This window comes from Sphingobium mellinum, assembly GCF_037860795.1.
Lineage (GTDB): Bacteria > Pseudomonadota > Alphaproteobacteria > Sphingomonadales > Sphingomonadaceae > Sphingobium > Sphingobium mellinum.
Genome location: NZ_JBANRK010000001.1, coordinates 141,787 through 161,441, shown reverse-complemented (window position 1 = coordinate 161,441; position 19,655 = coordinate 141,787). Strand labels below are relative to the sequence as shown.

General features: G+C 63.4%; 15 protein-coding genes, 1 tRNA gene and 1 pseudogene. 4 read left to right on the top strand and 13 right to left on the bottom strand.

Features of this window, described 5'->3' with window-relative positions; genetic code table 11:
• Positions 1 to 345 precede the first annotated feature (345 nt).
• From AAC640_RS00790 to moaA, 3 genes are all read right to left on the bottom strand, one after another.
• Positions 346 to 420: transfer RNA gene (locus AAC640_RS00790), tRNA-Asn, on the bottom strand.
• A gap of 79 nt (positions 421 to 499) precedes the next feature.
• Positions 500 to 1,276: an NAD kinase gene (locus AAC640_RS00785; RefSeq protein WP_340264168.1), complete on the bottom strand. Its 777-nt coding sequence runs from the start codon at positions 1,274 to 1,276 to the stop codon at positions 500 to 502.
• Entirely contained in the window at positions 1,273 to 2,286 is a 1,014-nt protein-coding gene (moaA, locus tag AAC640_RS00780) for a GTP 3',8-cyclase MoaA (protein ID WP_422794946.1), read from the bottom strand. The genes AAC640_RS00785 and moaA overlap by 4 nt, the downstream gene beginning before the upstream one ends.
• Positions 2,287 to 2,404: 118 nt before the next feature.
• On the opposite strand from moaA, the gene AAC640_RS00775 reads away from it, so the two are divergent.
• The gene (locus AAC640_RS00775; RefSeq protein WP_340264166.1) at positions 2,405 to 4,420 is read left to right on the top strand and encodes a putative bifunctional diguanylate cyclase/phosphodiesterase; all 2,016 of its coding nucleotides are present in this window, start codon (positions 2,405 to 2,407) and stop codon (positions 4,418 to 4,420) included.
• Between the two features lie 19 nt (positions 4,421 to 4,439).
• On the opposite strand, the gene mfd is transcribed toward AAC640_RS00775, so the two are convergent.
• Positions 4,440 to 7,901: a transcription-repair coupling factor gene (gene mfd, locus AAC640_RS00770; protein ID WP_340264165.1), complete on the bottom strand. Its 3,462-nt coding sequence runs from the start codon at positions 7,899 to 7,901 to the stop codon at positions 4,440 to 4,442.
• Between the two features lie 45 nt (positions 7,902 to 7,946).
• On the bottom strand, positions 7,947 to 8,216 hold the full coding sequence (locus AAC640_RS00765) for an FAD assembly factor SdhE (protein WP_340264164.1): 270 nt from the start codon (positions 8,214 to 8,216) through the stop codon (positions 7,947 to 7,949).
• A gap of 85 nt (positions 8,217 to 8,301) precedes the next feature.
• Here AAC640_RS00765 and recG point away from each other — a divergent pair, with 85 nt between their 5' ends.
• Complete coding sequence (gene recG, locus AAC640_RS00760) at positions 8,302 to 10,365, top strand: ATP-dependent DNA helicase RecG (RefSeq protein ID WP_340264163.1); 2,064 nt, start codon at positions 8,302 to 8,304, stop codon at positions 10,363 to 10,365.
• A gap of 251 nt (positions 10,366 to 10,616) precedes the next feature.
• On the opposite strand, the gene AAC640_RS00755 is transcribed toward recG, so the two are convergent.
• Entirely contained in the window at positions 10,617 to 10,970 is a 354-nt protein-coding gene (locus tag AAC640_RS00755) for a PilZ domain-containing protein (RefSeq protein ID WP_340264162.1), read from the bottom strand.
• A gap of 75 nt (positions 10,971 to 11,045) precedes the next feature.
• A complete protein-coding gene (tyrS, locus tag AAC640_RS00750; RefSeq protein ID WP_340264161.1) occupies positions 11,046 to 12,263 on the bottom strand; it encodes a tyrosine--tRNA ligase in 1,218 nt (405 codons plus the stop codon).
• A gap of 132 nt (positions 12,264 to 12,395) precedes the next feature.
• Here tyrS and AAC640_RS00745 point away from each other — a divergent pair, with 132 nt between their 5' ends.
• Positions 12,396 to 13,493, top strand: coding sequence for an anhydro-N-acetylmuramic acid kinase (locus tag AAC640_RS00745; protein ID WP_340264855.1), 1,098 nt, complete (start codon positions 12,396 to 12,398; stop codon positions 13,491 to 13,493).
• Between the two features lie 24 nt (positions 13,494 to 13,517).
• Here AAC640_RS00745 and AAC640_RS00740 read toward each other — a convergent pair.
• Together AAC640_RS00740 and AAC640_RS00735 are read right to left on the bottom strand one after the other, a co-directional pair.
• Positions 13,518 to 13,699: pseudogene (locus AAC640_RS00740) on the bottom strand (DUF1003 domain-containing protein); the annotation flags it as partial.
• Positions 13,700 to 13,794: 95 nt separating this feature from the next.
• The gene (locus AAC640_RS00735; protein WP_340264160.1) at positions 13,795 to 14,970 is read right to left on the bottom strand and encodes a vWA domain-containing protein; all 1,176 of its coding nucleotides are present in this window, start codon (positions 14,968 to 14,970) and stop codon (positions 13,795 to 13,797) included.
• 142 nt (positions 14,971 to 15,112) lie between these two features.
• Between AAC640_RS00735 and AAC640_RS00730 the strand changes: the two genes are divergently transcribed.
• Positions 15,113 to 16,477, top strand: a complete 1,365-nt coding sequence (locus AAC640_RS00730) for a methyl-accepting chemotaxis protein (RefSeq protein WP_340264159.1) — start codon at positions 15,113 to 15,115, stop codon at positions 16,475 to 16,477.
• A gap of 13 nt (positions 16,478 to 16,490) precedes the next feature.
• Here AAC640_RS00730 and AAC640_RS00725 read toward each other — a convergent pair whose 3' ends face one another.
• The 4 genes from AAC640_RS00725 to AAC640_RS00710 all read right to left on the bottom strand — a co-directional run bounded on the left by AAC640_RS00725 (position 16,491) and on the right by AAC640_RS00710 (position 19,627).
• Positions 16,491 to 17,510, bottom strand: coding sequence for a hypothetical protein (locus AAC640_RS00725; protein ID WP_340264158.1), 1,020 nt, complete (start codon positions 17,508 to 17,510; stop codon positions 16,491 to 16,493).
• Positions 17,511 to 17,605: 95 nt separating this feature from the next.
• Positions 17,606 to 18,019 carry a GFA family protein gene (locus AAC640_RS00720; RefSeq protein ID WP_340264157.1) on the bottom strand — a complete coding sequence of 138 codons (414 nt, stop codon included), beginning with the start codon at positions 18,017 to 18,019 and terminating at the stop codon, positions 17,606 to 17,608.
• A gap of 10 nt (positions 18,020 to 18,029) precedes the next feature.
• Positions 18,030 to 18,875 (bottom strand): AAA family ATPase, encoded by an 846-nt coding sequence (locus AAC640_RS00715; protein WP_340264155.1) that lies wholly within the window; start codon positions 18,873 to 18,875, stop codon positions 18,030 to 18,032.
• A gap of 71 nt (positions 18,876 to 18,946) precedes the next feature.
• Positions 18,947 to 19,627, bottom strand: a complete 681-nt coding sequence (locus tag AAC640_RS00710) for a DUF6975 family protein (RefSeq protein ID WP_340264154.1) — start codon at positions 19,625 to 19,627, stop codon at positions 18,947 to 18,949.
• Between the last annotated feature and the right edge of the window lie 28 nt (positions 19,628 to 19,655).

Sequence of the window (19,655 nt, the reverse complement as noted above, 5' to 3'; positions counted from 1 at the left end):
GGCGACAGCGGACTTATCGGCGTGCGATACCCCCTCGCCGATATTTTCAATCCGCGCGGTGCGCTTCGTGCGCTGATCACCCATACCCGATAGACTGCTGGCTGGGCCTCGTCGAAGGCTGACGGTCGATAGAAGCTCTGAACACGACGCAGCAGCCGGCGGGACGGGCGGTCTCGAACAAAGATCCCTCGGTGTGCTGTCTGCGCTTATCAGCGATCGGCCGACCTCCCGGGGTCTCTTATGACCCCGGGACCCGCGCGAAGGGAATGGCTGGGAGGCACAGATCTACCATCGCGTGCGCCCAACCCACCGTCACAGCAATGCTGTTGATTTTCTAAGAAAATTTGGCTCCCCGAGTAGGATTCGAACCTACGGCCATTCGATTAACAGTCGAATGCTCTACCGCTGAGCTATCGGGGAGCAGCCCAGCTCTCGCTGGGCAGGCCGCGCCTATAGCAGCGGGATTCTTTGGATGGCAAGGGCAGAGTGGAAGATTTTTTCAGGCAATGAACTGTTCGGCGGCGATGCGGTCGTCCAGCGTATGTTCCGGGTCGAAAAGCAGCGTCAGCGGTGTCGCCCGGTCGATTTTTACTTCCACCTGCGCCACGTCGCGCACTTCGCGCTGGTCCGCGACCGCGCTGACCGGGCGCTTGACGGGATCAAGCACGGTAAAACGAATTACCGTATTCTCGGGCAGGATCGCGCCGCGCCAGCGTCGCGGCCGAAAGGGGCTGATCGGCGTCAGCGCCACCAGGCTCGAACCCAGCGGGAGGATAGGGCCGTGCGCGGACAGATTATAGGCGGTCGAACCTGCCGGAGTCGCCACCAGGACACCATCGCACACCAGTTCGGTGAGGGCGATGCGGCCATCGACCTGGACTTCGAGCTTCGCCGTCTGGCGGGTTTCGCGCAGCAGCGAAACCTCGTTGATCGCTGGAATCGAAAAATGCTCTCCGTCCACCGTTTCGACGGTCATGCGCAGCGGGTTCACCTTATAGTGTTTCGCAGTCTCGATCCGCTGGTCCAGGCGTTCCAGCCGCCATTCGTTCATCAGGAAGCCGACAGTGCCCAGGTTCATGCCGAACACGGGCAGGATGCGCCGGCCTTCCAGCATGGAATGAAGCGTCTGGAGCATGAAGCCGTCGCCGCCCAGCGCCACTACGATATCTGCCTGCTCGATCGGCACGAAGTCGTAGGCGGCGCGAAGCCTTTCCTCCGCCGCCTTCGCTGGCTGGGTCGGGGAGGCAAACAGCGCCCGCCGCAGTTCCTCGGTCATCCGCCGGTTACGCTCATATGGCGTCTTACGGCCGGTCGTTCGCCTGCGCCGATACGGAAATCATGCCGCTCGGGTTTCAGCCGCATCGCCTTGTCGATTAGCGGCTGGACCGCCGCCAAACCGCCGCTGCGAAAGGCGCCCTTCAGGTCGACATGGTCCTCATGACCCAGGCACATGTAGATCTTGCCCTCGCATGTCATGCGGATGCGGTTGCAATCTGCGCAGAAGTTGCGGGTGAGGGGCGTGATCAGGCCGAGCCGCGCGTCTAAACCCGCGACACGATAATAGCGCGCGGGGCCGCCGGTGCGATCAGCGACGGTATCGACGCTGTGATGTTCCCTCAAACGCTCCATCACCGACGTCAGCGGCAGGTAGTGATCGGTCCGCGCGTCGCCGGTCTCGCCGAGCGGCATTGTCTCTATGAGCGTCAGGTCGAAGCCCTGGCTGTCGCACCAGCGCAGCATTGAAGGGATTTCATCCTCATTGATGCCTTTCAGCGCAACCATGTTGATCTTGATCTTCAGACCGGCCGTCCGCGCTGCCTCCAGCCCGTCCAGCACCAGTCGGATGTCGCCCCGGCGCGTCACGTGGGCAAAGCGCTCGGGGTTCAGGCTGTCGAGGCTGACATTGATCCGCCGAACCCCGGCGTCGAACAACGCCTGCGCCTGGGGCGCTAGTTGCGTGCCGTTGGTGGTGAGTGTGACCTCGTCAAGGCCCGCGCCCAGATGGCGTCCAATGCGGCGGACGAGGTCAATAATGTCGCGCCGTACCAGCGGTTCCCCGCCGGTCAGCCGAATCTTGGTGATCCCGCGCGCGATGAACAAATCCGCGAGCAGCGCGACCTCCTCCAGCGTCAGAAGTTCGTTGCGGGGCAGGAAGGTCATCCGCTCCGCCATGCAATAGCGGCAGCGCAGGTCACAGCGATCCGTCACCGAAATTCGCAAATAGCTGATCCGGCGACCGAAAGCGTCGGTTAGCGCAGCGTGCTGGGGATCAATGCTGTCCACGATGATTAGCTAGGCCATGCACCCGCACTGCGCAAGCGCCAGCGGTTGCGACATCGTGAACCGCTCGCTAACGGTTGAAGGCTAGGGTACGGCGAAGCGCGACCCCGGGGGAGTATCAGGCGTGAGCGGTGAAACCGCATTAGACGGACAGCGCAGCCTCTTCATCCTTTCTCCAGGAGACCGGGACAGCCTGTCGCAGGTCGTGCGTCAGGTCGGCTGGCGCGCGATTGCTGCCCGCCGTCCGGCCGACGCGGCGCAACGTTTCCTGCATAGCGATGCTCAGATCGCACTTGTCGATATGCGCGGCACTCGGGAGGGCGATACGCGGCTTATCGTATCGCTTGGCCCGGCGGTGGACGCTGGCGGGGGCGCCCTGGTCGCGCTGGTCGATCATCAGGCTCTCACCGCTGTTCCGCTGCTGCTGGAAGCCGGCGCGACCCATTTCATTGCCGCTCCCTTCTCCGACGAGGAGATGCGCGCGACGCTTGCGTCTGCCCAGCGTCTGGTGGACCGGCTTGGGGGAGGGGCAACGCACAGCCGCCGTGCTCAACGCATCCGCCGGGGCGACGCCCTGTTCTGGGAACAGGATGCCAGCGGCCTTATCCGCCTCAGCGACAATCTGGCGCGTCATCTGCAACTCGACCGCCCGACCATTTCGCCCGCTGCGTTCGTGCGCCGACTGCCGCGTTCTGAGCGCCGCTCCGTCATCGCTACCCTGCGCGGCATGATGCGCTCGGGCAGGGCCGAAGCCTTTGCCCACCTTGCTCCCGGAGGGACCGAGGATCGGCTTGTCCATCATTTGCGGCTTGTCGACGGGATCGTCGCGGCCGATGTCGAATGGCTGTCTGGGTCGCACGGGCAGGAAGCTGTCGGACGGGACGACCTGACGGGCGTTCGCTCGCGTCAGGCAGCTCTCGAATGGATCGAGGCGCGCTCGGGCCTCGCTACAACGGTGCTGCTGCTCTCCATCAGCCAGTTCGATCGGATGAACGCCGCTTATGGGCAGGTCGTCGGCGATGCTCTGCTTGGTCGCATCGCGCGACGCATCGAACGTATGACCGACGAAGTCGCGCATGACGCCATGGTTGCGCGAATCGCCGGCACTGAATTTCTGATCGGGCTGACCGCCGAAGCCGCCGCCGCCGATCGCGCCACCTTGCTCGCGCGCCAGCTGATCGGGGCGGTCGGACGGCCTTTCAGCGCCGGGGACCATCTGATCCGACTGACCGCCCGCTGCGGCATCGCGCAGTCCCGCCCCGAAGACGACGCCACGGCCCTGCTCCGTCGCGCCGGAACAGCGCTGGCCGATGCACGGGCTGGAGCCGGTGAGGGGATCCGTATTTTCTCGGCGGAAAAGCGCAGCCGTCAGGTCGACGCCGACCAGCTTGAAACCGACCTGCGCCTTGCGCTCCATCGCGGCGAGATCGGCATTGTCTTTCAACCGCAATATCCCGCCAGCGGCCGAGCGATGGTCGGAGTGGAAGCGCTCGCCCGCTGGAATCATCCCCATTACGGTCCCTTGGGCGCGGGCATGTTGTTCGCCACGGCCGAACGCTCCGATTATATGCTGCCCCTCTCCGCCCATATCCAGGGCGAGGCGCTGCGTCAGGCTGCCGCTTGGCCGGCCGCCCTGTCCCATTTGCGCCTTTCAATCAACGTCACCGCGGATGACATTGCTCAGCCCGGCTTCATGCCGCAGTTCCTGAACCTGGTCGACATCAGCGGCTTCCCCCGATCGCGCCTGACAGTTGAGATTACCGAAAGCGGCCTGATCGAGGATGTCGACAACGCCACCGTGCTCCTCGCGGCACTGCGTGCCGAAGGGCTCGCCGTCGCTGTCGACGATTTTGGCACCGGCTATTCCAGTCTTGCCTATTTGAAGAGCCTGCCGCTCGACTATCTGAAGATCGACAGCGGACTGGCGCAGGACATTGCCGGCACCGCCCGCGACCGCATCATCGTGCGCGGCGTGATCCATATGGCGAAGTCGCTCGGTCTGCGCGTCATCGCCGAAGGGGTGGAAACCGAACAACAGCTGGACCTGCTGACCCGCGAGGGCTGCGATTATTATCAAGGCTTTTTGCGTTCGGCCGGCGTGTCCTCGGCCGAACTGGTTGCCCTGGCGCTGAAGCCCTGAGCCCGTCAGCCGCCGCTGCTCAACCCGCCGCCTTCGCCAGCCCCTTCGACAGTTGCAGCGCGCCGTTGAGCCGCGCCGCCGGATCGGCCCAGGCCCGGTTCAGCACCAGCTTGCTGTCCGGCCGCAGGCGCGCGACGCCATTCAGTCGCTGGATATAGGCGACCAGCCCCTCGGGCCGGGGGAAACGGTCTTCAAAGAAACTGACAAGCGCGCCCTTGGGTCCGACATCGATCTTCGCGATGTTCGCGGCGACGCAATTTTGTTTGATCTCGATGATCTTCAACAGGTTCTGCGTCGCTGACGGCAGCTTCCCGAACCGATCGATCAGTTCGGCGGCAAACGCTTCCAGCCCTTGCCGGTCCTCCACCTCGTTCAGGCGGCGGTAAAGACCCATGCGCAGGTCCAGATCCGGCACATAGTCCTCCGGGATGAGGATAGGCGCATCGACGGTCATCTGCGGCGAGAAGCTGTCCCGCTTTTCGATTCCCGCGCCGCCGGCCTTCGCCTCCAGGATCGCGTCTTCCAGCATCGACTGGTAGAGTTCGAAGCCCACTTCCCTGATGTGGCCCGACTGTTCGTCGCCTACCAGATTGCCAGCACCGCGAATGTCCAGGTCGTGGCTCGCCAGCTGGAACCCGGCACCCAGCGTATCCAGATCGGACAGCACCTTCAGCCGCTTTTCCGCAGTATCGGTAATGACCCGGTTGGCAGGCGTCGTCAAATAGGCATAGGCCCGCGTCTTCGACCGGCCCACCCTTCCGCGCAACTGGTAGAGCTGTGCCAGCCCAAAGCGGTCGGCGCGGTGGATGATGAGGGTGTTGGCAGACGGAATGTCCAACCCGCTTTCAACGATCGTGGTGGACAGCAGCACATCATAGCGCTTGTCGTAGAATGCGGACATGCGCTCTTCGACCTCGCTCGCCGCCATCTGGCCATGGGCGACGACCGGGCGCACTTCGGGGACCTCGATGCGCAGGAATTCCTCGATCTCGGTCAGGTCGGAAATGCGCGGGACCACGACGAAGCTCTGTCCACCGCGATAATGTTCCCGCAGCAGCGCTTCGCGGATCACCACTCCGTCCCACGGCATGACATAGGTCCGCACCGCCAGACGATCGACTGGCGGTGTCTGTATCACCGACAGCTCACGCAAGCCGGACATCGCCATCTGCAATGTGCGGGGGATCGGCGTTGCCGTCAGCGTCAGCACATGAACATCGGTCTTCAGCGACTTCAGACGTTCCTTGTGCGTCACGCCGAACCGTTGTTCCTCGTCCACGATGACCAGGCCCAGCCGCTTGAACTCGAGCCCCTTCGCCAGCAGCGCATGGGTGCCGACCACGATGTCTACCGTCCCGTCGGCGAGGCCCGCCTTCACCGCCTTCGCTTCCTTGTCCGGCACCAGCCGCGACAGACGGCCGATTTTTACCGGGAAGCCCCGGAAGCGTTCCTCGAAATTCATGTGATGCTGCCGGGCGAGCAGGGTAGTTGGGCAGATCACCACCACCTGCATCCCCGCCAGGGCCGCGACAAAAGCAGCGCGCAAGGCAACCTCTGTCTTGCCAAAGCCGACATCGCCGCACACCAGCCGGTCCATCGGCTTGCCCGCGCCCAGGTCATCGATCACGTCGCCAATGGCGCGGTCCTGATCGTCAGTCTCCTGATAGGGAAAGCGATCGACAAAGGCCGGATATCCGGCGCTGTCGGGCTCTGCTACAGTCGCCGACCGCAGCGCGCGCTCGGCTGCGGTCTTGAGCAGTTCACCCGCAATCTCGCGGATGCGCTCCTTCATCCTGGCCTTGCGCCGCTGCCAAGCCTCGCCGCCCAGCTTGTCCAGGCTTACGCCCTCGCTGTCGGAACCATAGCGGGACAGGACCTCCAGATTTTCGACTGGCACATACAGCTTGTCACCGCCCGCATATTCCAGCGCGACGCAGTCGTGCGCCGCCTTGGCCACCGGGATCTGGGTCAGCCCTTCGTAGCGGCCGATACCATGGTCCATATGGACGACCAGATCGCCCGGCGACAAGGTCGCCAGTTCGGCCAGGAAGGCGTCGGAACTCTTCTTGCGCCTGGCCCGCCGCACCAGACGGTCGCCCAGCATGTCCTGCTCGGTCAGCACCGCCACGTCGGGCGCGGTGAAGCCATGGTCGAGCGGCAGGACGGTCAGCACCGTGCTGCCATTGGCCGCGATGCCCAGCGCTTCCTGCCAGCTGTCCGCCGCCGCGATGCGTTTCAATCCATGATCGACCAACAGGCCCGACAACCGTTCCCGCGCGCCCACCGAATAGCTGGCGATCACCACCTTCTTCTTCGTGCGTTGCAGGAATGCGATATGCTGGCCTACCGCTTCATAGACATTGGCGTTCTGCGCCCGCTCCGGCGCGAAATCGCGCGGGCCGTCGACTTCGAAATCGACGACCGTGGCGCTCTCCGGCTCGTGGAAGGGCGTGGTGGCATGCATCGGCCAATCGCGCGCGATCCCATGCCATTCCTCCGCATCCAGATAGAGTGCCTTGGGCTCCAGCGGGCGGTACGCGCCCGGATCCGACGACTTCGCCTGCAGGCGGTTGGCGTGATAATCGCGGATCGCCTCGAACCGTGCTTCGGTCGCTCCGACGATGCCATGGTCGAGCACGATGATCGCATCATCGCCCAGATGATCGGTCATCGGCACCAGCCGTTCCTCGAACAGCGGCAGCCAATGTTCCATGCCCGCCAGCCGCCGCCCGTCACTCACTGCCTGATAGAGCGGGTCGCCGGTCGCGGTCGCGCCGAAAATCTCGCGATACCGGCTGCGAAACCGCTTGATCGTTTCCTCATCCAGCAGCGCTTCCGACGCTGGCAGCAGGGTGAAACCCTCGACGCTGCCACTGGTGCGCTGATCGGCCGGGTCGAAACGGCGCACCGTTTCGATCTCGTCCCCGAAGAAATCAAGCCGCAACGGCTGTTCCTCGCCACCGGGGAACAGGTCGACGATGCCGCCCCGAATGGCGAACTCGCCCCGGTCGTGCACCGTGTCCGTTCGCACATAGCCGTTGGACTGCAACATCTCCGCCAGCCGTGAAATCGCGATCCGCTCTTTGGGGGCGAGCTTCGCCACCAGCTGCCGCACGCGGAAAGGTGTCAAAGTGCGCTGGGTCAGCGCGTTGATGGTGGTTAGGACAAGCTGCGGCCCCTTGGGCTTCGCCTGCAACGCATGAAGTCCCGCCAGCCGCGCGGAGGCCGTGCGTAGCGACGGACTGGCCCGGTCATAGGGCAGGCAGTCCCAGGCCGGTATCTCGACAATCTCTATCTCCGGCGCGAAATAATGCGCGGTATCCGCCACTGCCCGCATCAACTGCTCGTCCGGCGCGACGAAGATCGCGCGCGCCGCCGCCGCCCGGGCAATGTCCGCCAGCAGCCAGGGCTGGAAGCCCCCCGGCACGCCCGACAGGGTGATCGGGGATGAGGCTTTGAGGATTTTCAGGAGATCGGTCATAGAAGGTTCGTCATTCCCGTGTCGGGGGCAGCGCGGGGCGGCGGGTCACTTCTTTCCGATTTCGACGAAATCCAGGCGGGCGAACTTGTCCCACATCGGCCCTTGCCATTCCTTCGGCACCGGCAATGTGCCGAGCGCCCACGCCATTATGTCCGCGTCCTGTTCATCCATGAAGCGTTCGAACCAGGCGATTTCCGCCTCGCTCCATTCGTCGTGATGGCGGTCGAAAAAGCCCCCAACGGCCAGGTCGGCTTCCTTGATGCCACGATGCCACGCCCGGAACTGCAGGCGGCGGATACGGGGGTCTTCGTTCACAATTTGTTCCTTGCGCGGACATGCTGACGTCGCCGATCGGATGTTTGCGCATCGTCTCGGCTGGGCTAGATGCGGTCAGATAGACATGCGCCCGGATATCCTCAACCCACTCTTCGCCGAAATAGAGGCACTCAAGGGCGTCGGCCCGGCGCTGGCCAGGCCGCTGGAGCGGCTGGGCCTCGCCCGCGCGATCGACGTTGCCTTCCATTTGCCGGTTAGTTTCATCGATCGGCGGATGGCGGATGAGCTGAATTTGTCCGATTCGGGCCGAATCATCGGCATCACGTTGACGCCGACCGATTATCGCGCTTCGGGCAGTGCGCGCGCGCCGTTTCGCGTGATGGCGCAGGATCGCCAAGGCAACAGCGTCGCCCTCGTCTATTTCGGCCGCAACAGCGCCTGGCCGCGCAAGCTGCTGCCGCTGGGCGAACCCAAATTCGTGTCGGGCAAGCTGGAGGCTTATGGCGACAATCTCCAGATCGTGCATCCCGACCATGTCCTCCCGCCCGAGGAAGCCGCCACGATCCCGGCACGCGAGCCCGTCTATGGGCTCTCCGAGGGGCTGACCAACAATCGCCTGCGCGACCTTGTTGGCCAGTCGCTCGCCCGCGCGCCCGATCTTCCCGAATGGATCGAACCCAGCCTTTTCGCGCGCAAGGGCTGGCCGTCCTGGCGCGAGGCGTTGACCCGCGCCCATGCCGATCCGTCCGACCTCGTCGCGCGCGAACGGCTCGCCTATGACGAGATTTTCGCCGGCCAACTCGCGCTCATGCTGGTTCGCCAATCCTCGCGCAAGCGGCGGGGCGTCCCCATCGCCGGCGATGGTCGCCTGCGCGATCTGCTGAAACTACCCTTTGAGCCCACGGGCGCGCAGCGCCGTGCGATCGGGGAAATAGACGGCGACATGGCGCAACCTGTTCCCATGCTCCGGCTGCTGCAAGGCGATGTCGGATCGGGCAAGACGCTCGTCGCGCTCATGGCCCTGCTCAACACGGTGGAAGCTGGTGCGCAGGGGGCTTTGCTGGCGCCTACCGAGATCCTCGCGCGCCAGCATCATGAAACGCTGCGCAAGATGGCATCGGGCCTACCCGTCACCATCGCCATTCTAACCGGTCGGGAAAAGGGCAGGGCGCGCGAATCCACGCTGATGGGCCTCGCCGACGGCAGTATCGACATCCTCGTCGGCACCCACGCCATTTTCCAGGAAGCGGTGCGCTACAGGAATCTTGCCCTGGCCGTGATCGACGAACAGCATCGCTTCGGCGTTGCACAGCGCATGATGCTCGCGGCCAAGGCAGACCGCACGCCGCATCTTCTGGTGATGACCGCAACGCCCATCCCACGCACCCTGACGCTCACCTATTATGGCGAAATGGACGTGTCCCGGCTGGATGAAATGCCGCCCGGCCGCCAGCCGATCCAGACGGTGGTCATGGCGGCGAACCGGCTCGATGAGGTGGTGGAGGCGCTGGCCCGCCATATCGATGGGGGGGGGCAAGCCTATTGGGTCTGCCCGCTGGTCGAGGAAAGCGAGACCAGCGATCTTGCAGCTGCCGAAGCGCGCGCCGAAATGCTCAAAAGCCGGTTTGCCGACCTGGTCGGCCTTGTCCACGGCCGTATGAAGGGGCCGGACAAGGACGCAGCCATGGAAGCCTTCGCCATGGGCCGCACGAAAATTCTCGTTGCTACCACGGTCATCGAAGTCGGCGTCGACGTTCCCAATGCCAACCTCATCATCATAGAGGGCGCCGATCGCTTTGGGCTCGCGCAACTCCACCAGCTCCGCGGCCGGGTGGGCCGCGGCCAGAACCACAGCGTCTGTATTCTTTTGCGCGGCGGCGCACTGTCGGAAACCTCCCGGGCCCGTCTGGCGCTGATGCGGGAAACCAACGATGGCTTTCGCATCGCCGAGGAAGACCTGCGCCTGCGCGGTGCCGGCGAAATCCTGGGCACCCGTCAGTCCGGCGAAGCACAGCTCAAGCTCGCCACCCCTGAGCATCTTTCCGCACTGCTCGAATGCGCACGGGACGATGCCCATCTCCTTATTGACCGCGACGGCGGTCTGCACGACGCGCGCGGTCAGGCCGCACGCACCTGTCTTTACCTCTTTGAACGTGATGCCGCGGTAGGGCTGCTCCGCAGCGGTTGAGTCCGGATGATCCCGCCCGTCGGCAAATTTCCGCGATGGGCTGATGCTGCGGCAGCAAAATCATCCCACATTCTTATCGTTGCCAGTTCATGCAATGGGACTTCAGCCTGCACCCCATCACCGCGATGGCGGCCTCCGACCTGCGCCGCGAAGTGCGCGAGGCGATGATGAAATTCCTGCGGATGCGATGCCGCAGGCGCTCGTTCGTTCGCGCCAACGCATCGATGCAGGAGAGGGTTTCGAAAAGGTCTTTACCAGGCCGTCTGGCGCGGCGGGATGAGCGCGAGCATCGCGTCATAGATGCGCGCTTCGATCGGCACGCGAAACTCCACGCCGATGCGGCTGTCTTCGGCCCAGCGGACCTCGGCCTGCACATCCTTGGCAATGGGCAGCCACACCGACACCCGCTCGCCGATCAAAAGCTCCGCCTCGGTGCGGCACATCAATCCCAGTGCGGAAATGTTGATGATGCGCACGCCATGGGACTGGCCACGTGCGCTGAGGTGACTGACGAAATCGACTAAAATGCGAGGAGCACGTCGCTGATTGACGGAGGGTTCCCGCGACTTGGCGACATGGGCGAGGCTGGCAAGAACCGAAGGCATGGACCAAGACTAAAGCTTCGATCCTGCAATCTTCCCTAACGAACAGCGTTAATTCACCGTTAGGCTTTAACAATTTCAGGCAGTTACTAATCCATGTTTCTTTGCGCCGAAGCTTAGCTTGTCGCCAGGCTTCAATGTCAGGGCGGGATCGCTCACCACTTCACCATTCACGCGGATCGCACCTTCCGCCAGCTTGCGCCGCACTTCCTTGTTGGACGAGGCAAAGCCAAGAGCGGTCGTGCCCTGCACGACATTCAGCCCTTCTGTCCCCAGGCTGATCGTCGGCAGATTGGCGTCCGAAGCGCCTTCCTCAAAGGTCCTGCGCGCCGTTTCCGCCGCCAGTGCAGCCGCCTCGGCGCCCCGGCACAGCGCCGTCGCCTCATTGGCCAGGATCTTCTTGGCTTCGTTGATCTCCGCGCCCTGCAGCGCGGCCAGCCGTTTGACTTCGTCCATCGGCAGGTCGGTAAACAGTCGCAGTCGATTCGCCACATCAACGTCGGCACTATTCCGCCAGAACTGCCAGTAGTCGTAGCTAGACAGCTGATCCTCGTTCAACCACACCGCGCCGCCCACGGTCTTGCCCATCTTGGTGCCGTCCGCGTTGGTCAGCAGCGGCGTGGTGAGACCGAACACGTGCGTTCCATCGGCGCGGCGGGCAAGCTCCACCCCGTTGACGATATTGCCCCACTGGTCCGACCCGCCCATCTGCAATCGGCAGCCCGAACGCCGCGACAGTTCCAGGAAATCATAGGCCTGAAAGATCATGTAGTTGAATTCGAGGAAGCTCAATGACTGCTCCCGGTCCAGCCGCAGCTTCACTGAATCGAAACTCAGCATCCGGTTGACCGAAAAATGCTGGCCGATGTCGCGCAGGAAAGGGATATATTCCAGCCGGTCGAGCCACTCCGCATTGTCCAGCATGATGGCATCGGTCGGCCCGTCGCCGAACGTGAGGAACCGCTCGAACACTCGCTTGATGCTCGCGACATTCTCCGCGATCGTGTCCGGTGCCAGCAGCTTGCGCGCCTCGTCCTTGAAGCTCGGGTCGCCGATCTTGCCGGTGCCTCCGCCCATCAGGACGATTGGCTTGTGCCCTGCCTTCTGCAACTGCCGCAGCATCATGATCGACACCAAATGGCCGACATGCAGCGACGGGGCGGTAGGATCGAAACCGATATAACCGGGCACGATCTGCTCGTCGGCGAGGGCGTCGAGCCCTTCCGCATCGGTCAGCTGGTGAATGTAGCCCCGCGTTTCGAGCAGGCGAAGCAGGTCGGACTTGTAGCTGGTCATGATGGCGCGCCCTCTAGCATCGCGGAATGGGAACGTCACTCCCCGTCATCCCGACCTTGTCGCGACGCCATTCTTCTTCTTTAACAGGGTAAGGCCTCAACGCGGGACATGGTAGAATAAGAAATGAGCAAAATGCTGGCAATCGGCCTCATGTCAGGCACGTCGCGCGACGGGATCGACGCCGCCTTGATCGAAACCGACGGCGAAGGCCATGCCCGGGCCGTCACTTTCCACGCGATGCCCTATCATGAAGGGTTTCGCGTCCGTCTGGCCGAAGCCTGCCAGCGTGCCATGGCCATGGACAAGCCCGGCTTCGAACCATTGATTCATTCTGTCGAGGAGGAACTGACCGAACTGCATGTCGAGGCCGTTTCCGACCTGCTCGCCCGCAGCGGCCATGTCGCGCAGGACATAGCCGTCATCGGCTTTCATGGCCACACGGTTGCCCATCGTCCCGAGCGACGCTGGACCTGGCAGATTGGCGATGCGCCTGCCCTTGCCGGAGCCTTTGGCATTCGCATCGTTGCCGACCTGCGCAGCGCCGACGTCGTCGCCGGAGGGCAGGGCGCACCGCTGCTTCCCGTCTATCACCGCGCGCTGGCGCATGATCTGGCCAAGCCGGTCGCCATCCTGAACCTGGGCGGGGTGGCCAACATCACCGCGATCGCGCAGGACGGCAGCATCACGGCCTTCGACACCGGCATGGCGAGCGGCCTCATCGACAACTGGATGCGGACGCATAGCGCTCGCGGATTCGATGAAAATGGCGCGACGGCGGCGCAGGGCCGCGTGGATCAGCAGCGCCTTGCCGCCATGCTGGCCGATCCCTGGTTCGACATGCCGCCGCCCAAAAGTATCGATCGCGAAGCCTTCACTATCGACGCGGTCCGCGGGCTAAGCCTCGAAGATGGCGCCGCGACACTCACCGCCTTTACAGCCGCTGCCATCGCCCGGGGGCTCGATCATCTTCCCGGCCACCCCGACCATATTTATGTGGCGGGTGGCGGTCGCCACAACGCCACGCTCATGCAGATGCTGGCCACCCATACGCGCACGCAGGTTCGCCCCGTGGACGAACTCGGCTGGGATGGCGATGCGCTCGAAGCGCAGGGCTTTGCCTATATGGCGGTTCGTCACCTCAAACAGCTGCCGATCAGCTTTCCCGGCACGACCGGCGCTCCCCGGCCCATGACCGGGGGCGTTCTCTTCGAACCGGAAGTTGGGGATTGAATGTCAGGCCGCCTCGCCCGGCCTTTAACGCAGCTTGTCGATCTTGCCGTGCAGATCGGCGATTTTGGTCTCGGACCACAGTTCGTTTCGTAATCTGGCAGCGCTTCCAGCCAGTCCTTGGCGGCCTGCCGATTCTGACTCATCATGTTGATCGGAGCCTGCAACGCCGCCGGTATGGATAGTATCAGATTGAGGAAGATATAGGGAAGGGATCAGCTACGCGATCGGCAATTCGCCCCAAAGCCGCCCTCGTCGATCGGACGAAGATCAAAAATCGGTCATGTAATGGAGGGCGTGCCGGTCACCGTTTTCGCGTCAGCTCCCGCATGGCGTCATCAATCCCCTCGACCGTCAGCGGATACATGCGATCACTCATGATATCGCGGATGATCGTGGTGGACTGGCTATACTCCCAGTAGGCCTGCGTCGCCGGATTGAGCCACACTGCCGCCGGGTAGGTATGCAGCAACCTTCCGAGCCACACCGCGCCGCTTTCGTCGTTCATATGCTCTACCGATCCGCCGGGCTGCAGGATCTCATAGGGGCTCATGGCCGCATCGCCGACGATCACGACCTTATAGTCATGGCCATATTTGTGCAGGATGTCCCAGGTTGGAATACGCTCCGAAAAGCGACGGCGATTGTCCTTCCACACCCCTTCGTAGAGGCAGTTGTGGAAGTAGAAGAATTCCATGTTCTTGAATTCGCTGGTCGCGGCCGAAAACAGTTCCTCGCACAGCGTGATGAACGGGTCCATCGATCCACCCACGTCCAGGAACAGCAACAGCTTGACCGCATTGTGTCGTTCAGGCCGCATGCGGATGTCCAGCCATCCCTGCCGCGCGGTTCCGCGGATCGTACCCTCCAGATCCAGTTCGTCGGCCGCGCCCTCCCGCGCGAAGCGACGGAGCCGGCGCAGCGCGAGCTTGATGTTGCGGGTGCCCAGTTCCTTGCTGCTGTCCAGATTGGCGAACTCGCGCTTTTCCCACACCTTGATGGCGCGCTTGTGCCGGCTCTCCCCCCCGATCCGCACGCCTTCGGGGTTGTAGCCGCCATTGCCGAAGGGCGACGTGCCGCCCGTGCCGATCCATTTGCTGCCGCCTTCGTGGCGTCCCTTCTGTTCCTCCAGCCGCTTTTTCAGCGTGGCCATGATCTCGTCCCAGTCCCCGAGCGACTTGATCCTCTCCATCTCCTCGGGGCTGAGATATTTCTCGGCTACCAGTTTCAGCCAGTCTTCCGGTATCGCCGCCTCGATGCTTTCAGAGCCCAGCACGCCTCGAAATACGCGGGCGAACACCTGGTCGAACCGGTCCAGCAGCCCCTCGTCCTTCACATAGGTGGCGCGCGCCAGATAATAGAAATCCTCCGGCCGCTGCCCGATCACCTCGCGATCAAGCGCTTCCAGCAACAGCAAATGCTCCTTGATGCTGGCCGGAATGCCGGCCGCGCGAAGGGCGTCGAGAAAGTTGAGCATCATGATGCGCCCTTGTCCGACAGCCGTCGCAAGGATGCAAGTTGCCTGACCCCCGTTGGCGGAATGTTAAGTGTTGCATTGCATCGTTAATTTGGCAGTATTCATGCGCAGCGCTGGGGGCGAACAACCATTGGAAAACGAGCATTTGTTGACTGACCTAGGCGAGCGGTCGGGAGACATCGCGTTGCAATGCAGCGAAACGGCTGGATATCTGGGGGAGCTGACTCGGCGTATCCGCGCCGATTCCGCTCGTCTGGGCGAGCTGCGATCCAACATGGAGACGCTCGCCGCCAGCCAGAATGAAAGCGTTGTTGCCGCTCAGGAGCTCAGCCTCACCGCCCGCCGCGCCGGACGCATCATCGCTGAAGGGCATGAAGCGATCACCCTCTCACTCGAGCAGGTGGCCAGCCTTGTGGCCCATGTCACAGGCCTTGAAGGCCATCTCCGCAGTTTCCTCGACGTGATCGAAACGGTCGGCGGCATTTCCGATCAGCTCGGCGCGATCGCTCGTCAGACCCGTCTGCTGGGCGTCAACGCCGCCATCGAAGCGGCGCGCGGCGGAGAGGCGACCCAGGGCTTCGCCGTCGTCGCCGATGAAATTCGCCGGCTTGCAGGGCAAGCGGGCGACTCCGCCGCCTCGGTCGGGCAGAAGCTCGGCCAATTGGACCGAGATGCGCGCCAGTTGATCAGCGGGGTCGAAGCAAATATCGTCCGCGGTCATGACGTCAGCGCGCATATCGACACGCTGCGAACTTCCATGGCGGAAATCGCTTCACTGGTGACGCAGTTCGGTGACCGCTCCCATGCCATCGTCACCTGCACCGATGAAGCCGACGCGGACGTCGGTGCATTGCGGCAGGGTCTCACGATCTTCAGCGAGGCGGCCGTCGAAAGCGCGAGCCGGGTCGAAACCGCCCGCGCTCAGCTGGAGCAGTTGGAGGGCATGGCGAACGACATGCTCAACACAGCTGCCCATAGCGGCCACCGCACCCGCAACAGCCGCTATCTTGCTCTGGCGGAAGAAGGGGCGGATGAAGTCACCGCACTGATCGGCGAGGCGCTCGACAGCGGCGCGCTCAGCATGGCCGACCTGTTCGACACCCACTATCGCCCCATAGCGGGATCGGACCCGGTCCAGTATGAAAATGGCTTCACCTCTTTCGCCGACCGGATGATCCGGCCGCTGCTCGATCGCCGTACCGGGCAGGACCGGTCGATCGTCGGTTGCTGCCTGATCGACATGAACGGCTACCTCCCAACCCATATCAGCGCGCGCAGCGAGCCTCAGAGACCCGGATCGGCTCGCTGGAACATGGAACATGCGCGCAACCGCCAAATCTTCATGGACAGCCAGACCCGTCGCGCGCTCGATGGAGAGGGGGACTTCTTCCTCTTCACCTACCGGCAGGATCTGGGCGAAGGTCGCTACCGCGCGCTACGCAGCGTATTCGTGCCGCTGCTGTTCGCTGGCCGGCGCTGGGGTCTGTATGAGGTCGGCTATCTGATCTGACGGCCGCCTCTGATCAGCGAGCCGTCGCGCCTCCCGCCCGCGTGGTGACCTCGCCATTGGCGGCATATACCGCCGTCGCCCGCGCCTGCGCCGTTTGCGGGTCCTTCCCGTCCAGTATCTCCGCGATCTGCGGAGCGCCCGGCACCTTTTCGTACGTGCCGAACAATTCCGTCTGACCGATCGCGTGGATGGAAAGTTGATAGCCATGGCCCGCCGCTGACGGATCGAACGCCAAAATAGTCCCCGCGTCATCGACCGGCACGATCACCGCGCTGCCCTGGACGCCGGGCTGCTGCAGCACGTCATAGCTTCCGCTCGTGGCCAGCACCCGATCCCGGATACAGAGTGGACCATCGCCGTCGCGTGGCAGCGTCGCAGTGCTAGTCACAGGGGCAGGGGCACCCGTATCGTCCGCGCCCTGGCGGGGGCAAGCCGCGAATTGGGCAGGTCTGGTGGTCCGTATGTCCCGCGGTTGATCGAATCGCAGGTTGTTGAGCATGCCATCCAGTCCCGCCAGCACATCCTGCCGCCGCTCAGCCGGCCCGGTCACGCGCAGCTTGACGATCCAACGTCCTGCATGGACGAAGGCGGCGGCGGTGGTCAGCGCACCATCCGCCGCATCGTCATAGACGGCACGAATGGCGCTCTTCGGCCGCCCGGCAAGCGCCACGGCCTCATAGCTCGTGCGCCGGGTCTTTGCGCCAAAACGTTCCATGACGGCTTTGTCGGTCATATAGGCAGCAATCGAAGCGTCGGCATAGCTCGGCAGATATACGTACAGCGTCGCCTGTATCACGCCATCGTCGGACAGATATTGGGCATAATTGTCGACACTTTTGCCGCCGTTGGACGCTTCGCCGCTCTTTGACAGGGAAAGGCCGGCAACCGTCTGTGGCAAGCTGATCCCGGCGGCGTCCGCGCGTATTGCGCTTTCCAGAGGCGTCCAGGCGCCCGAGGCCTCAGCTGCGCGCGCCAGAACAGGCGTCCCGAGCGCGAGGACGACCGACATTACAGACAACGCGCGATTGAGCATTGGCATCCTTCCCCGACTTCACACCGTCTTTGCGCGGCTTGAATGTTCGTTGAGGAAAGTGGAGCGGAAATGCAGGCAGAGCGCAAGCGTCCAATTCAGGCCACAGGCGGAATCTGCGCCGGATAGTGTGGCAGATCGGGATCAAAATGCGCCCAATCTGGCGCAGCCTCGGTCCAGATTATGGCCTGTGGCCCCAAAATGGCCGGGTCATCAAGCGCACCCGCCCGAATAAACGTCAGATGCGGACGCGATTCGGCAATGCTGAAGAGCGGTGTTCCGCACTCGGGGCAAAAGCCCCTTCGCATGCGATTGCCGCTATCTGCGACATTATCATGCCATTTTACCGCGCCGCTGGTGGTGACCTTGTCGGACGGGAAGCAGACATTCACGGTGCCCGACCCACCGCCCAGATATTGGCAGAGCCGGCACCAGCACATCCGGGCCGCCATCGGCTCCGCCTCGATGCTGATCCGGACCGCGCCGCAAAGGCATCCTGCCTGATGGCTCATCGATGGACGCCTAGCGTCCCTGCCGCCGGGCCATGAAGGCCAGCCGCTCGAACATCATGATATCCTGCTCATTCTTCAGCAGCGCGCCGTGCAGCGGTGGGATTGCCTTGGTCGGGTCGCGATCCTGCAATATCTCAAGCGGCATGTCCTCATTCAGGATCAGCTTCAGCCAATCGAGCAGTTCGCTGGTCGAAGGCTTCTTCTTGAGCCCCGGCACGTCGCGGATCTCATAGAATATCTCCAGCGCGCGGCTGACCAGGATCTTCCGAATGCCGGGGAAATGCACGTCGATTATGGCCTGCATAGTCTCACGGTCCGGGAATTTGATATAGTGGAAGAAGCAGCGGCGCAGGAAGGCGTCGGGCAGTTCCTTCTCATTGTTGGACGTGATGACGACCACCGGCCGCTCCTGGGCTGCGACCGTTTCGCCCGTCTCATAGACATGGAAGGCCATGCGATCGAGTTCTTGCAACAGGTCGTTGGGAAATTCGATGTCGGCCTTGTCGATCTCGTCGATCAGCAGGACGGGCAGGGTGGGGGAGGTGAAGGCCTCCCAAAGCTTGCCCCTGCGGATATAGTTCGAAATCTCATGGACGCGCGGGTCGCCCAACTGTCCGTCCCGCAACCGGGCGACGGCATCATATTCATAAAGCCCCTGATGGGCCTTGGTCGTGGATTTGACGTTCCATTCGATCAACGGCGCGTTGAGGGCCTTGGCGATTTCCTGCGCCAGCACGGTTTTGCCGGTGCCCGGTTCGCCCTTCACCAGCAGCGGGCGGCGGAGCAGCACGGCCGCGTTTACCGCGACCTTCAGGTCGTCGGTGGCAACATAATCTTGCGTACCTTCAAAGCGCATGTGGTCCGTCCGCTTCCTTTTGCTGTCGTGGCAGTAAGGAAAGCGGATCATGCCCGCAATGCGTTTATGCTCTACCGTGCGAGGCGACGGATCTCGGCGCGGGCCTGCAGCAGGTCCCAAAGCCCCCGATGCTGGTTCAACAGCTGCCGGGCGCCGAACTGCATCGCGCGATCGGTCGCATCATCTCCGCCGATCGCGTGCGCGACAGCCAGCGTCGTTTTCCACTCGGGCAGGTCGCAGCCATGGGGTTCGGTGCCGACGCGAATTGCAGCAACGTCGAGGGCGTGGCGAACGGCGCGCCAGTCAAGCACGAGAGCGATGGCCGCGCCCATGGCGCAGCCGCGTCGGTCCGACTGGGCAAGCATGTCGAGGGCATGGCGCTGCTGGCTTACGGTCGTCTCGCAGTCGCTCTGTCCTGCCGTGCTGGGCGCCGGACCGAGCGCCACGGTCACCTGGGTCAGATAGGCGCGTTCTCGTGCGAAGGCGTCGGCGGCGCGGACCAGCCAATCGCGCGCGGCATTGTCGGCGGATCGAGTCGCCGCATGGTCGACCACGCCCGGATGACGGCCATGAAGCACGCAGAGATAATGGGCCGCGTCGGCAAGGTCGGGCAACGTCAGCACCGCATCGCGGCCGATCCCGGCGCGCGCGCTGCTCGCGTGATCATGGTTGGCGGTCCCGTCTGCGGTGACGAGCGTCTCCAGGATCCGGGATATGTCGCCCGCTGACTGGCGTGCTGCTGCTTCGTTCATCTTAACCCCTGGATGGCCTCCGCAAGCG

Excerpts from the sequence above, each read along its gene's own strand:
- AAC640_RS00785 (WP_340264168.1), bottom strand. The coding sequence starts at position 1,276 with ATGACCGAGGAACTGCGGCGGGCGCTGTTTGCCTCCCCGACCCAGCCA.
- mfd (WP_340264165.1), bottom strand. The coding sequence starts at position 7,901 with ATGACCGATCTCCTGAAAATCCTCAAAGCCTCATCCCCGATCACCCTG.
- recG (WP_340264163.1), top strand. The coding sequence starts at position 8,302 with ATGCGCCCGGATATCCTCAACCCACTCTTCGCCGAAATAGAGGCACTC.
- AAC640_RS00755 (WP_340264162.1), bottom strand. The coding sequence starts at position 10,970 with ATGCCTTCGGTTCTTGCCAGCCTCGCCCATGTCGCCAAGTCGCGGGAA.
- tyrS (WP_340264161.1), bottom strand. The coding sequence starts at position 12,263 with ATGACCAGCTACAAGTCCGACCTGCTTCGCCTGCTCGAAACGCGGGGC.
- AAC640_RS00745 (WP_340264855.1), top strand. The coding sequence starts at position 12,396 with ATGCTGGCAATCGGCCTCATGTCAGGCACGTCGCGCGACGGGATCGAC.
- AAC640_RS00735 (WP_340264160.1), bottom strand. The coding sequence starts at position 14,970 with ATGATGCTCAACTTTCTCGACGCCCTTCGCGCGGCCGGCATTCCGGCC.
- AAC640_RS00725 (WP_340264158.1), bottom strand. The coding sequence starts at position 17,510 with ATGCTCAATCGCGCGTTGTCTGTAATGTCGGTCGTCCTCGCGCTCGGG.
- AAC640_RS00720 (WP_340264157.1), bottom strand. The coding sequence starts at position 18,019 with ATGAGCCATCAGGCAGGATGCCTTTGCGGCGCGGTCCGGATCAGCATC.
- AAC640_RS00715 (WP_340264155.1), bottom strand. The coding sequence starts at position 18,875 with ATGCGCTTTGAAGGTACGCAAGATTATGTTGCCACCGACGACCTGAAG.
- AAC640_RS00710 (WP_340264154.1), bottom strand. The coding sequence starts at position 19,627 with ATGAACGAAGCAGCAGCACGCCAGTCAGCGGGCGACATATCCCGGATC.